General features: G+C 48.0%; 14 protein-coding genes. 3 read left to right on the forward strand and 11 right to left on the reverse strand.

Going from position 1 to position 13,184, the window contains the following annotated elements:
• Positions 1-51: 51 nt before the first annotated feature.
• Together AC1S52_RS24415 and AC1S52_RS24420 are read right to left on the reverse strand one after the other, a co-directional pair.
• On the reverse strand, positions 52-699 hold the full coding sequence (locus AC1S52_RS24415; RefSeq protein WP_482031642.1) for a class I SAM-dependent methyltransferase: 648 nt from the start codon (positions 697-699) through the stop codon (positions 52-54).
• A 155-nt stretch (positions 700-854) separates the two neighbouring features.
• Positions 855-2,228, reverse strand: a complete 1,374-nt coding sequence (locus AC1S52_RS24420) for an S-layer homology domain-containing protein (protein ID WP_482031643.1) — start codon at positions 2,226-2,228, stop codon at positions 855-857.
• Positions 2,229-2,519: 291 nt separating this feature from the next.
• Between AC1S52_RS24420 and AC1S52_RS24425 the strand changes: the two genes are divergently transcribed.
• Complete coding sequence (locus tag AC1S52_RS24425) at positions 2,520-3,845, forward strand: PhoH family protein (RefSeq protein WP_482031644.1); 1,326 nt, start codon at positions 2,520-2,522, stop codon at positions 3,843-3,845.
• 92 nt (positions 3,846-3,937) lie between these two features.
• Here AC1S52_RS24425 and AC1S52_RS24430 read toward each other — a convergent pair whose 3' ends face one another.
• Positions 3,938-5,023 (reverse strand): hypothetical protein, encoded by a 1,086-nt coding sequence (locus AC1S52_RS24430; protein ID WP_482031645.1) that lies wholly within the window; start codon positions 5,021-5,023, stop codon positions 3,938-3,940.
• A 588-nt stretch (positions 5,024-5,611) separates the two neighbouring features.
• Between AC1S52_RS24430 and AC1S52_RS24435 the strand changes: the two genes are divergently transcribed.
• Together AC1S52_RS24435 and cofG are read left to right on the forward strand one after the other, a co-directional pair.
• Positions 5,612-6,406 carry a helix-turn-helix transcriptional regulator gene (locus tag AC1S52_RS24435; RefSeq protein WP_482031646.1) on the forward strand — a complete coding sequence of 265 codons (795 nt, stop codon included), beginning with the start codon at positions 5,612-5,614 and terminating at the stop codon, positions 6,404-6,406.
• Positions 6,407-6,576: 170 nt separating this feature from the next.
• Positions 6,577-7,569: a 7,8-didemethyl-8-hydroxy-5-deazariboflavin synthase subunit CofG gene (gene cofG / locus AC1S52_RS24440; RefSeq protein WP_482031647.1), complete on the forward strand. Its 993-nt coding sequence runs from the start codon at positions 6,577-6,579 to the stop codon at positions 7,567-7,569.
• Between the two features lie 113 nt (positions 7,570-7,682).
• Here the strand turns inward: cofG and AC1S52_RS24445 are convergent, their stop codons facing one another.
• The 8 genes from AC1S52_RS24445 to AC1S52_RS24480 form a co-directional block, all read right to left on the reverse strand.
• Complete coding sequence (locus AC1S52_RS24445; RefSeq protein ID WP_482031648.1) at positions 7,683-7,865, reverse strand: chlorophyll a/b-binding protein; 183 nt, start codon at positions 7,863-7,865, stop codon at positions 7,683-7,685.
• Between the two features lie 247 nt (positions 7,866-8,112).
• Entirely contained in the window at positions 8,113-9,294 is a 1,182-nt protein-coding gene (gene mutY / locus AC1S52_RS24450; RefSeq protein WP_482031649.1) for an A/G-specific adenine glycosylase, read from the reverse strand.
• Positions 9,295-9,636, reverse strand: a complete 342-nt coding sequence (locus AC1S52_RS24455) for a DUF760 domain-containing protein (protein WP_482031650.1) — start codon at positions 9,634-9,636, stop codon at positions 9,295-9,297.
• A gap of 228 nt (positions 9,637-9,864) precedes the next feature.
• Entirely contained in the window at positions 9,865-10,089 is a 225-nt protein-coding gene (locus AC1S52_RS24460; RefSeq protein ID WP_482031651.1) for a hypothetical protein, read from the reverse strand.
• Between the two features lie 25 nt (positions 10,090-10,114).
• Positions 10,115-10,336 (reverse strand): type II toxin-antitoxin system HicB family antitoxin, encoded by a 222-nt coding sequence (locus tag AC1S52_RS24465; protein WP_482031652.1) that lies wholly within the window; start codon positions 10,334-10,336, stop codon positions 10,115-10,117.
• A complete protein-coding gene (locus AC1S52_RS24470) occupies positions 10,333-10,617 on the reverse strand; it encodes a helix-turn-helix domain-containing transcriptional regulator (protein WP_482031653.1) in 285 nt (94 codons plus the stop codon). The genes AC1S52_RS24465 and AC1S52_RS24470 overlap by 4 nt, the downstream gene beginning before the upstream one ends.
• Positions 10,607-10,945, reverse strand: a complete 339-nt coding sequence (locus AC1S52_RS24475; protein WP_482031654.1) for a type II toxin-antitoxin system RelE/ParE family toxin — start codon at positions 10,943-10,945, stop codon at positions 10,607-10,609. The genes AC1S52_RS24470 and AC1S52_RS24475 overlap by 11 nt, the downstream gene beginning before the upstream one ends.
• Positions 10,946-11,070: 125 nt before the next feature.
• The gene (locus AC1S52_RS24480) at positions 11,071-12,873 is read right to left on the reverse strand and encodes a dynamin family protein (protein ID WP_482031655.1); all 1,803 of its coding nucleotides are present in this window, start codon (positions 12,871-12,873) and stop codon (positions 11,071-11,073) included.
• Positions 12,874-13,184 lie beyond the last annotated feature (311 nt).

The following is a 13,184-nucleotide window of genomic DNA, read 5'->3' on the forward strand; positions in this document are numbered from 1 at the left end:
TAGAAGTTATCGGGATTTCGCCTTCTGCCTTCATACTTCTGCCTTCTTGCACTAGCTTTGGCGGTTGGCAATGACAGCGTAGAAGGGATCGCTTCCGGGCATTCCCATCATCCTCAAAATGGTGGGTAAGGAAGACTGGTGGGTAATGGTTTCTGGTTTTGTAAATCCGGGAGTGGTTTCAAAGTATTGCCGTACCAGGTTGACGCGATCGCCCTCGGAGCCTTCCCGCCATGCCTCGATTGCCTTCTGGAAAAACATCCGGTTTGAGAAGCTAATGATAGCAATGCCACCCGGTTTAAGAATCCGATGAATTTCGCTGAAGATGGCTTCGGGATACTGCAAATACTGAACTGAGACGGTATTTAAGACGGCATCAAAGGATTGATCTTCCAGGGGCAGTTTGGGGGTTTGATTCAGGTTTTGAACAAAGTAGTGATTCAAACGGGAATTGCGCGCCAGTTCCTCTTCATTCAAACCATGACCCTCGACATGGGCAAACTCTATTTCATCCGGCAGGTGGGAAACCCAACTGCTCATCATGTCAAAGATGCGGGTCTTGGGCTGCAACCGCTCCCGGTAGAGGTCAGTCAACTGCTGAATGAAGCGCTCATCCACATGGGTGACAAACCGAGGAAATTCATAGAACTGGGTATCGTCTGCTGGGTCAAGCTTGTTGCGCTGGGCAGGATTGAGGGACATGGTGAGCGAGAGAATCGTTTTGCTCTTACCAGTTTGCCAAATCTCCCGGCGAATTGCGTCTACAAAGAGGAGTTGCTGGCTGTAAAAGGAAATAGGGCAGGCGATTTGCCTGCCCTACTTTGCGGAGAATCATGGAATGACTACTACCGCGTCATCTACAGGGTCACATTGTTATTCACGGTCACGGTTAAATCCGTTTGAGGATTGATTACAATCACTTCATCGCCTGTGCTGCTACGGTCAAGCGATCCACCAACCGCGGCACCTAAAGCGGCACCCGTGAGGGCTTCCTTGGGGGTGATGGTGCGATCGCCCGTAATTCCGGCTGCTCCAGCACCCAGCGCGGCACCGATCGCCGCATCGCGGAGAGTCTTGCCGATATTCCGTCCCTGGCTGGCTGCGGCTGCACCGGCAACGGCTCCACCCAGCAGCACATTACCACCCGTGATCTGCCGATTGCCAGTAACACCACCAATGATGGCAGCGGCGCTAGAACCTACAGCCGCAGTACCCAGAATTCTGGCAATATTGGGGTCACGGACATTCCGGCGAGATGCGATGACACCAGAACTCGCGTTGATTGCGTACTGGCGACCGTTAATTACGACCGTATTAGCAACAAACTGAGAACCCCCACTGACGGGTACCAGTTGCCCCACTAATTGGCTACCTGCCGGAATTGCCACCACACCCTGAGAGTTCCGAATATCGGAAGCAACGGTCAATGTCAGATCAACGGCTTCATTCGGAGCAACAATAATTTGTTCAGCCGCCGCATAGTTAACAGGAATGGTTGTTCCAGCCGTAATCACTGCCTGTTGAGCCACAGTAGCACCGGCAACGTACTGGCTAGAAATCACCGAGGAAATCTGTCCGGTTTGGGTCAATGCCTGACACAGGAATGCAGAAACTTCTGCACGGCTGGCAAGCTGGTTCGGATTCAGGTATCTAACATCGGGATGGTTGACCACCAGACGCCGCTCGGTTGCTGCGGCGATGCCGGTTTCAGCATAACCTGGAATGGCAGAGGCGTCGGCAAAGTAGTTGGTCAATGTCGCATTCACAGGTTGGGCAGGAGAATAATTTAGCCCACTTGCCAGAGATACCAGGACTTGAGCGCGGGGAATGCTTTGGGAGGGATTGAATACGTTACCGGGATAGCCAGACAGGAAGCCGGTTTGAGAAGCATAGGAAACGGCACTGTATGCCCAAAAACTGGAGGGCACATCCACAAACTGAGTTGCTCCACGAACACGGGCTGCACTGGGGAAGGCCTTCCCAACCATCGCAGCAAATTCAGCACGGGTCACTGGGTTGTTAGGACGGAAAGACCCATCGGGATAACCACTGATGACTCCTCTCTCGGTCAATTCAACAATACAAGTTTGTGCCCAGCTACCCTGCACATCCGAAAAGACCTGTGCCATTGCACGGGGAGCCATTGCTAGGGGAGCCAGGGAACTGGTCGCCATTCCCAGGGCAACCAGCACAGCGGTTGTTGACTTCTGGTTCATTGCTTTAGACATCATTCTGCTCATTAACAAACGGTTGTTATTTATATCGATTGTTTGTGCTTCAAAAGAGTTCCTGAGTCGTTTTAGAATCAACCAAAAGAGTTTGGGCTTAAAGAATCAAATAATTTTTCTTTGACCTGGGAACCTACTGACCGCTCCAGCTCTTTTGGCAACGCAACTCACTAAGGCGGTCAAAAATGCGGTAGATTCAGCATCTAACCAAAAAACATTCCCCAAAGTTTCCCCATTCGCTTTAGACTAGGGGCTTTAAAGGGTACCGACACCTGATACCGTCTTTGCTTGTTCATGAAAAAAGCCTTCGTCCTCGATACCAACGTCCTTTTGCATGACCCATCTGCCATTTTGCGCTTCAAGGATAATGATGTGATCTTGCCAATCACTGTGATTGAGGAACTGGATCGCTTTAAAAAACAGCCTGAAATGACCGGACGCAATGCTCGTCAAGTTTCTCGTAAGTTGGACGAGTTGCGCCAGCAGGGACGGTTAACCGAAGGAGTCTCTATTAATGGTGACGGTAGTTTACGGGTTGCCCTTTGCCATCAAGAAACCCTGAAGGAACTGCCAACTGAACTGGCGCATGGCAATGGCGACAATATGATTCTGGCAGTTGCCCTCGAACTCCAGCGTCAGAGTGCCTATCCGGTTGTGCTGGTCAGTAAGGACACTAATCTGCGCATCAAAGCCGATGCTTTGGGGCTATCTGCTGAGGATTATGAAACCGATAAGGTGGATGTTGGAGGGCTTTACACCGGCATGGCAGAAGTTGCCGTTACTGCCGAGCAAATTGATCATTTGTTCAAGCAAGGGGGAATTACGCTGGATGGGACTTTTTTCCCAAACCAGGCGTTGACGCTGGTCAATGAGTCCAATCCTTCCCATACCGCCCTGGCAATCGTGGAGGGCGAGAGCGGCAAGATCGTTCCACTGACTAAGATGCCCCATCATGGCATCTCCCGAATTTACCCCCGCAATCGGGAACAGAAATTTGCGCTTGATCTGCTGCTACGAGATTCCATTCAACTGGTGACGCTGGTGGGCACCGCTGGGACGGGGAAGACCTTACTGGCGATCGCGGCAGGTCTCCAAAAGGTTGCCGACGAAAACCTCTATAGCCGGTTACTCATCTCTCGTCCAGTGGTGCCCATGGGGCGAGATATTGGCTACCTGCCGGGTGACGTTAGTGAAAAATTGACTCCCTGGATGCAACCCCTCTACGACAACTTTGACCTGATTTTTGGTACGCAGGAGTCTATTGGGAAACCCGCCCACTGGCGACGGGGGCACGAAGAACTGATCGAACAGGGGTTGCTGCAAATCGAAGCCTTGACTTACATCCGTGGACGCACTATCCCCAAGCAGTTTTTCGTAGTCGATGAGGCACAAAATTTGACTCCCCATGAAGTTAAGACCATCCTCACCCGTGCAGGAGAAGGCACTAAAGTTGTACTGACTGGCGACCCCGATCAAATTGACAACCCCTATGTGGATGCTGCCAGTAATGGTCTTACCTATATCGTTGAAAAGTTTAAGAATGAACCTTTAGCAGGACACATTACCCTGCTGAAAGGTGAGCGTTCCAATCTGGCAGACCGAGCAGCCGCCTTGTTATAGCCCTCTGGTTACAACTACCCTACGCCCCAGACTGCTAGACCTCTGGCAGGCAAAATTGCCCTTCCCTATTATTTGGGGATAGAAATGAAGTCCTATAGTTTAGCCGTAGGGGTGAGCCGCAGGGTAGAAAGAGCTTGATTAAAGTCCAGTTCCAGTAGGCGATCAAGTCCTAAATAGACCCAGCTATAAGGACGCTGGGCATCTTGAAACGTTTTTTGAAACCCCAGAGCCAGACGCAACTCTTCATGCAAGGGATGAATGATCAGGGAGTAAAGATCGCAAATTCCAGGAAAATCTTTCTGAATATCAATCAGAGAATTTCGCGTATCTTGCAGCATCAGTTCGAGGTTAGCCTTCTGTAAGTAGGCGACATCAATCACCCAGGCTCGAATGTAGACCGAGGTGCAATGGATATCACCAGGAACTGCCATTTTGAATGGATCTTCCTCGACATCGTTGGATAGATAGAAGCTTTTACCTGGAGGCTGAAAGAAATAAATTTCAGATTCACTTGCAACCGGATAAAGAATATAAAAAGCAACCGGGTTGAGATTGTCTGAACGGCGTAGAACGCGCACAACCTTTGGATATTGCTGAGTCCAATAGCGAAGCAGTTTAGCGAGTTTATGGGATGCCGCCGCAGAGTCCTTAACAATTTCAGCGTAGGCACGAATGAAAAGGTTGGCAACCGGAATCGCATCCGTGCGGGGGTTAAAGCTATCAGGCTTTAACACAAAGGGTTCCAGAGGTTTCTGCTCAGCGACCACCAGTTCCGGTATAGAACAGACTTGCAGACACAGGGTTTGCCCATCAAATTGCTTCTCAAGTAACCCCAGGGCAACCATGCGGTCAATCATCATGCCGGCTGCGCGATCGCTGCCCCGGTCTTGATTGCCATAAAACAGTTCGGCGGCTTCCCGATGGGTGCAGGCAACCGAGCCTTTGGGTGGATAGAGCTGAGTTAATGGATTAGACGGGCTATTTCCCTGTTCTTGCTGATCTTTCAGCAGCAGATATGCCCATAAACGGACAAAATACTCAGCTCTGCGGCGAGTTAAGCCACCCCGCCCCATCAGCATGGATACATAAGCCCGTTGTCTATCAAGCGGAAAAAATTGATCCAGGGATTCTGGTTCTATATGGTCTCGCGATTCTGATAAGTGTTTCAAAGAACTCATTGTACTTAGAGACTAGAAGGGCAAAACAGGAAGAAACGTCTGCACCAACAGATCGAACTGGGGCTAAGCGTTAACGAACTAAAAGAAATACCCAAAAGGGTGAGGACTTTTGAAGGAACTAAAATGACAATCTGGAATATCACCAGGTAAACCTCACCAACTTAGAAACCCGTGGTTTTTCCTGGAAAAATCTCCAGTTCTCAACTTGGATGAGGTTTAATGTGAAGTCAAAAGATTAACGGGACTGCGCTATAAGCAAACATACTCTAAGAAGCGAAATTCCGTAGGCAATTGAGTTTGTTAAATGAACTGATTAACCTGAAATCGCTGCAAACAGTCGCCTAACCTGAACCCCAGGCTAGGTTCGATTTATCTTGCAACCAGATAAGTAGATTCACCCTATTATTGACCAGTTTTTCCTATCCCACAATTGGGGTACGGGAAAAACTTCATACTGCTTCACCCCTCTTCACCCTACTTCAGGTTGCCTGGACTGGGTTCGCGAACCTGGAGCTAACTACAGGTTGCTCATTGGCACTTCATAAGGTCAGGAATCAGAATAGCCTCAACACTTGAGGAATCTGCTCTATGACAGCCCGTTTATTTTCAGTTCCGTTGGAATCTGCGTCTGTCAGTTCTTTGTTTTGCCCCCATCCTTCTGGCAGCCTTAGCGGTACCCAACCCCAACGCCGCAGCCCCAGCAACCCCAGCAGAATTTCTGCTAAACCACTACCAGATAAGCCGGTAAGAACCCTTCCTGGCGAGAGTGTTGACTTGATTCCAATCTGGAGCGGTTTATTGGAATCACTCCCGGAAGGAGTCATGGTGATTTCCCGTAGCCTAAAACCGATTTATGCGAATTTGAAGGCAAAGGAAATCTGCCAGGGATTATCAGAGATTCAGCTATCTGCGCTTGAATTGCCAATGGCAGTCTCTGAGGTTTGCCATCGTCTGATTCGGGGAAACCGTCCTATTAACCACCCGCTGGTACTGGAGTGTCAGACCCACAGCAAACAAACCGTTCGGATTAGTGCCCGCTGGTTTTGTACCGCCATCCACAGAAATAGTAAGGTACTTGACACCGACCTCGGTATCAGTTCCCACTTAATGCCTGAACAGGAAATATATCAGCAACCTCACATCCTGGTGTCCATTGAGAACTGCACTGAATCCCTCAAAGAGGAGTTACGGATTGAACAGAAAAAGTACGACCTGACCGACCGGGAAGCGGAGATTTGGATGCTGTTGAGGCAGGAGTACACTTACCAGGAAATTGCCAAAATGCTCCAAATCAGCCTGAACACGGTTAAGACCCATGTTAAAAATGTTTATGCCAAGCGGCGCAGTTTTCAGGGGCAGGAAAGGTTCTGGTGCTCTGAGTAAAAGTCTATCCAAAAGCCATTGACTGCCAAAGCGCAATACCAGACTCAGAAAGGTTTGGGATAGGCTTGAAGATGGGGTCATTGAGTTGAGAGTTATAAGTTAAGAATCAAAAGTTAAAGAGCTTAATTCAAAACTCAAAACTTAAAACTCAAAACGTATCATCGACTGCTATGGCATTTCTGGATAAGACTGTTACCTACAGTCCTGCGTATACGATAGTTCCGACCTATGAGTGCTTCAACCGCTGTAGTTACTGCAATTTCCGAACAGATCCGGGTGAAAGCCCCTGGCTGTCCTTGGCGGATGCTAAGACCCAGTTGAAATCGCTACAACATACTGGAGTGATTGAGATTCTTGTTCTTAGTGGTGAGGTGCATCCCAAAAGTCCACAGCGAAACGCCTGGTTTCAAAGAATTTATGATATTTGCGAACTTGCTCTATCCCTGGGATTTCTGCCCCATACCAACGCCGGACCTCTGAGCCTGGCTGAGATGGCACAGCTAAAGGCAGTGAATGTTTCGCTGGGTTTGATGGTAGAGCAAGTGACTCCAAAACTGTTGCAGTCTGTGCATCGCCATGCGCCCAGTAAGTTACCAGAACTGAGGTTGCAACAGTTATCCTGGGCAGGTGAACTGCAAATCCCATTTACGACTGGGGTATTGCTGGGAATTGGTGAAACAGCGGTAGAACGTGAGGAGACACTGGCAGCGATCGCCCAGATTCATCAACGATTTGGGCATATTCAAGAAGTCATTCTGCAACCCTATAGCCCTGGCAAGCATGAGGTGTGGGCAGGTTCTCCCTTCGGGGCAGACGATCTTGTCAATACAATCACGCTTGCTCGTCAAATTCTCCCAGCAGACATTGCTGTGCAAATTCCGCCCAATCTGCTTCAGGATGACTTCTACCTGATTGCCTGTCTGGAAGCGGGCGCACGAGATCTGGGTGGCATTGGACCCCGTGATGAAGTGAATCCCAATTATCCTCACCCGGTTGATGCTGAACTGGCAAATACTTTGAACACCGCAGGGTGGACTCTGACCCCGCGTTTACCTGTTTATCCCCAGTACGATGAGTGGTTGCCATCTCGCTTACACATAGCCGTAGAAAAATTCAGAAACCTGCTTGATTCAGGCATTGCCTCTGCAACAAGATTATGGTGATGCCAATCCATACAAAACCGCAGCCCCTCCCCCTACTGAGAACCAGAAGCAAGGAAAAGCTGCGGCAAGTTAATGACAACCCGTGAGGGTTTTAGAAAAAAGCTAGAAAGAAACTAGATCAGACCCCAGAAATGAAGCACACCCTGACCGGAGAACAGCTCGATCGCCAAAGCAGAGAGGAAGCCGATCATTGCCAGGCGACCATTCCACAGTTCAGCCTGGGGAGTGAAACCAAACTTCCATGCATTGCGATCTGCTTCGACTACGGGAGCGGTAACTTTAGTTGCGTCTTGCATAATGAATACTCCAAACGGTTGTAGGTTGACAAAGGTTACGGACACGTAGAACTAGAGCATTCGGGGAAGGCTCAACCTTCCTTGATAAAGCTTTGTAAAGCTTTGTAAACCAATATAACAACTAAATCGGGGATTGGGTAGGAAGATTGTCAGGACTTCGATAGGTTTGTCAGCAGCCAGCAGCCAGAAGGCTGGAGAAGACCGGGTTCTTATCTTTTTTCCCTTCTATTCGCCGCACTTTCTGTTGCTAGGGCTTTTTCTCTATTTGATGTAATGCTGCGATAATCTGCCCGTTTGCCTTTGGGAAGGGATATTGATCAATCTCTGCCAGAGTGACCCAGCGGACTTCATCACACTCGATGGGTTGGGGGTCGCCGCTGAGGTAGCGGCAGTGATGAACGTTGAGAGTGACATGGAAGTGCGAGTAGGTGTGGTCAACGGTCATAAAGCGATCGCCCACTTCGATCTCGATTCCCAATTCTTCCCGAATCTCTCGCTGAATGCAGGCTTCAACCGTTTCTCCTGGCTCCAGTTTGCCGCCAGGAAATTCCCATAATCCACCCAGAAGACCACTTTGGCGACGGCGATCAATCAATATCTGCCCTTTATCGTTCCAGATAACGGCGACACCAATGGATTTACGGGGAATCGGAGTACGGGTTTCAGACATGGGTAGCTCGGATTGGATGCCTAAATTGTAAGCCTGACAGGGACGTTTCCAGGGACAGCGTGGGCAGTCAGGATTATGAACCGTGCAAAGGGTTGCACCCAAATCCATGAGTGCCTGGTTGAAGTTACGGGGAGAATTGGGATCCAGTATGGTTTCCGAAAGGTGCCAGAGTTGGGCGATCGCCCGATTGGGGGGCACCTGTAAAGCAACAAACCGTGCCAGCACCCGCTTTACATTTCCATCCAAAATAGGAGTGGACTGATTAAATGCCGCACTCAAAATGCCGCCTGCGGTTGTCCGTCCAATTCCCGGCAATGCCATTGCAGCTTTTAATTGGTCAGGAAAGAAACCATCATGCTGCTGCATGATGGTCTGCGCTGCCCGGTGCAAGTTGCGGGCGCGGGCATAGTATCCTAATCCCTCCCAGGTTTTGAGGACCTGTTGCTGATCAGCCGCCGCCAGCAGTGGAATGGTGGGAAATTGCTCAAGCCAGCGCTGGTAATAGGGAATGACCGTCTTCACCTGGGTCTGCTGAAGCATAATTTCAGACACCCAAATGGCGTAAGGATCGCGGCTCTGTCGCCAGGGCAAGTCTCGACCAAACTGGCTGTACCAATCCAGCAGGGACTGTCTTAATGTGCTTATATCAAAACTCGGCAAGCGGTACTGATTGCCTGCCGAGTCTTTGAGTGTATGGGAGCGCGATCGCAGCTTCGATCGCGGCTTAGAACCTGCCCCACCTTTCGCTACTTCTGACACCTACCCTTCCGTTCTCGAACTATCGGCTCCAATCAAAGACTTCTCTAACGTCATCCGTTGTTCGGCGTTGCGAAGGAAATAGCCACTCATCATTGCCGATGCCAGCAGGCGACCCAGATCTTCACGGCTGGTGGTCACTGTGACATCGAAGTGTTCAGAGGGTAACCCACCTAAAAGTCCAATGATGTTGCGCTCCATCACCTGAAATACCTCTGGCGAATTCGGGTGAGAGAGTTGGGTAATGGCATCAGGGCTAAGAGACTGGACGTAGCGCCAAAACTGATTGCCCGATTCAGCAACATCCCCAAAAAATTCTGGTGCTCGATCAGATGTATTGTTCACAGTGGGAACCTCAATCAAACTGGTGCTATCAATCTATAAACCTAATGTACTGAATTAGCTGCAAAGCTGCGAAGTGGGCAGAACCGAACTAGCGGGTTGGGTTTTGCCCCTGAGACGGTTGGCTTTCCTACCTTCCTATACGTTCAACCCAACAGGATTGTGAAACCTTCCTGGGTGAAGTGCTTGTCGTGAGTCAGGATTTCAGTGATTCCAAGTTGGGAACGGGAATTAAAGCTGTGCGGCTCCATCACGGGGTAACTTCTCCAAGACTTCGGGTGGAATGTCTGCGATGAGTTCTTCAGCCACTTCCCAAATGGGTTTACGGGTCTGATCAGATGGGTGTTCTGTCTGAGATAGTTTTGTCTTAGCAGCCTGCAAAAAGCTTAATACCTCCTCAACCAGCGAATCTGGAGCCTGCTCAATTTCTTGAATTAATTGTTCTCTGATAGTCATCATTCAAGTCTTTGGTTGCTAGTGTTTAGGATGCTACCTGATAAATGACAGGTCGATATTTTGGATTCGGGATCGGCTTGCCTTCTGCTGTCGCAGCTTCTAACCAGGCAGCTTTAGCGATCAGAACCTCATGAACCACTTCTTCTACCGTAGCTCCAAACGCTGAACAGTATTTCAAATCAGGAATATCCGCGATATACCCCTCATCTTCCTCACTGTAAAAGATGTTGATGTGATGGTCTTTCATGACGCTTTGCTGGTTTCCGTTAATGCCAGCCCAAGCCCTAAGTCTTTTAATAGCTTGAGGAGGCTGTGGATTTCCATGTCGATCGCATCAGCACTTGCAGATTGATTGCTCTGAGGCAAGACATTCGCTAACCCCTGAGCTTCTGCCACATTTCGCAACGCCACAACAAAGAGTTCAGGATCACCGTCCTCTAGAGCAGCGTTCAAATAAACCACTGCTTTTTGAGGATCATGCAGGTACTTCAGCAGTTCTCCCTGATAATTAACGCTTCTAGGCATCATCGCGGCTCCTGTAATCGATCCAGTATCGCTGAGCTTTTTTAATGTCGTCTGCTTGAGAGCTTTTGGTGCCAGCACAAAGAATCACAATCGCTTGCTTACTGACTTGAGCAAAATACACTCTATAGCCCGGTCCAGTGTCAATTCGCAACTCCAACACGCCATCGGCAATGAATTTATAGTCGCCTAAAATGCCCCGCTTGATGCGATCGAGCCTCAGCAGAATCCTGGCTGCTCCTTGAAGGTCTTTGAGGGCATTGAGCCAGTCTGAAAATGGCACTTTACCATCATCAGTGGCATAGACTTCCACAGCATAAGGGGTGACTTCCACAACTCGATCGCAATCTGTAGATCCTGATCATCCTCAGTCTAGTTGATCAATCCCCTCTTCATCCCTCATCTCCCATCCTTCATCCCTTATCCTTCATCCCTTCCCTCACAGTCAGCATCCTCTCCTCAATCCCTGCCCACACCTACGGTGAGATCGCACTCAGTTTTGAGGATGGCTTCAGCCTGTTTTCCCACCTCTTCAAAGTCAAGGCGCTTCTGAGCAATCCAGGCTTTTTCTACCTGACGCTGTTCCAAGTTTTTCTGGTGAACTTCTTCCTGCTGCTCTAGCAAGTTTTCATACAAAGAGATTGTTCTGGAAACGACCTCATCAAATCGTTCAAGCCTTTCAAGAAATGCGGCACAAATAATTTCATCAATATTTTCAAACGTTTTATCCAAAGATTCAACGAACTGCTCGCAACCTTCCTCAAAAACTTTTGCTCTGATATTCGCATCAATTCCCAGTACACCACTGATACCAGCACTTAATAACTTAGCCAAAAACGCTAATATTGGTCCAACCAAAATATTAGCTGGCACAAAAACCGCAGCTCCTACTAGGCCAGCTAATGCAACATCCCCAATAAAATTAAAAGTGTAACCAGCCAAATCTCCATGTCCACAAAATATCCAATTAGACGACTGAAATTTCTTCAATACATCAATATCTTCAATACCAGCCTGAATTTCGCTCAACTCTTTTCGGACTTCATCATCAAGATAATCTAGAGAAGGTTGCAGTATAACTTTTTTAAGTTGATTTTCTATCCAATTACTTTGTTCTTCCGCCAAATCTTTATTGAACTGCTGGGCATAGTCAGCAATTAATTTGTCTCGACTCCAAATTGCTGAATGTTCAGAAGACCACTGTTCAGTTTTCTCAGCCAAGCGATCACCAAGTCCCTCAACCCATTGATCCCAAGATTCATTGGTTTCTTCAATCACTGACTCTAATACTTCTTTCCAAAGAATACGAATCTTAACTTCTCTTCCACTTGCCTCACCGATTTGCTCCAAAATTTTTTGAATATCTGCCTTAGAAAGTGAAACTTTACCGTCTAAGAAATTTTCGGCTTGTTGCAGCTTTGTCAAACTTACCTGAATCAAGTTTTTGATGTTATCAGTACACTGCTTAATTTCAATAGAGCCACGCTCAGTAGTCAAGAATTGCTCAAGTGCCTGTGTAAAGTTCCTAAAAGATTGTAAATATTCATCCTGTTTTTTAAGTGCAGCTTTAGCTGAAATGTAGTGAATTCGGTTTTTGTTTGAAACAACCAAGTTCTCTTTTTCGATAAATTTTTCAAGCCTTTGTGTCACATCTTCGCGGTCTTCCTCGTTGTCTAGCAAATCCATGAAGTTGACCAAGACAAATAAGTTTTCCGCAGGCAGTTTATTCGTGTTACCTGTTAACTGATTTCTCACGTACTGGATCAATTCTTTTTCTTTTTCTGGCAGAAGCCGTGAGGCGTTTGTCAGAAAAAGTGCAGCATCGGTGTCTTTCAGCAGCTTTTCGGTAATTGCAGTTCTATTAGGATTTTCATTCAAACCAGGAGAGTCAAGGATTTCTACACCACTCCTGCATAACTCCAGATCTGGACGCTCGAAGATAATCTCCTCAATTTCAAAATTTGCCAGTTCATCATTCAGATGCTCCACTGCGGCTCCTTTTGACATGGAAGCTTTCTCTTTATATTGGTCAGCCGAGATTTCTTCCTGCTGCCCATTTTTGTAGCGACAAATTACTCGTTTCTGATCACCGTACCGCAAAGTTGTGACAGTGCCGCTACATGGAACTGCTCTAACAGGTTGAACTTCTTCGCCCAGTAGAGCATTGAGTAACGTCGATTTGCCCTGACTGAATTCTCCAACAACGGCTACCCGAAATCGCTGAGATTGAAGTTTGTGCGAGATTTTAGCAACATCTTCCACAAAGTTACTGGGTAGAAAATTACGCTCCGAACACGATCGAATAATTTCGTAAAGCTGATTGCACAGGCTATCTAGCTGATTTCGAGAGGTCTGGAATTCTTTGAGGCGATCGTAGGATGTAACGTGTGACTTCGGAATTTCCTGCTCAGGTATAGGGGGTAACGCTGATAGCCAGAAGTGTTGAATCCAGATATAAAACTTCATATTTCAGTGGACACTTCAATGGACAAGTGCCTCTGGGAGGAAATCATAGCTCCAGTGGACGATGGAGCAACGACGACTGAATTCTAATTGTAATAGCGAAACTTATC

The organism is Kovacikia sp. CALU 1929, from assembly GCF_056784235.1.

Excerpts from the sequence above, each read along its gene's own strand:
- AC1S52_RS24415 (WP_482031642.1), bottom strand. The coding sequence starts at position 699 with ATGTCCCTCAATCCTGCCCAGCGCAACAAGCTTGACCCAGCAGACGAT.
- AC1S52_RS24420 (WP_482031643.1), bottom strand. The coding sequence starts at position 2,228 with ATGATGTCTAAAGCAATGAACCAGAAGTCAACAACCGCTGTGCTGGTT.
- AC1S52_RS24425 (WP_482031644.1), top strand. The coding sequence starts at position 2,520 with ATGAAAAAAGCCTTCGTCCTCGATACCAACGTCCTTTTGCATGACCCA.
- AC1S52_RS24430 (WP_482031645.1), bottom strand. The coding sequence starts at position 5,023 with ATGAGTTCTTTGAAACACTTATCAGAATCGCGAGACCATATAGAACCA.
- AC1S52_RS24435 (WP_482031646.1), top strand. The coding sequence starts at position 5,612 with ATGACAGCCCGTTTATTTTCAGTTCCGTTGGAATCTGCGTCTGTCAGT.
- cofG (WP_482031647.1), top strand. The coding sequence starts at position 6,577 with ATGGCATTTCTGGATAAGACTGTTACCTACAGTCCTGCGTATACGATA.
- AC1S52_RS24445 (WP_482031648.1), bottom strand. The coding sequence starts at position 7,865 with ATGCAAGACGCAACTAAAGTTACCGCTCCCGTAGTCGAAGCAGATCGC.
- AC1S52_RS24460 (WP_482031651.1), bottom strand. The coding sequence starts at position 10,089 with ATGACTATCAGAGAACAATTAATTCAAGAAATTGAGCAGGCTCCAGAT.
- AC1S52_RS24465 (WP_482031652.1), bottom strand. The coding sequence starts at position 10,336 with ATGAAAGACCATCACATCAACATCTTTTACAGTGAGGAAGATGAGGGG.
- AC1S52_RS24470 (WP_482031653.1), bottom strand. The coding sequence starts at position 10,617 with ATGATGCCTAGAAGCGTTAATTATCAGGGAGAACTGCTGAAGTACCTG.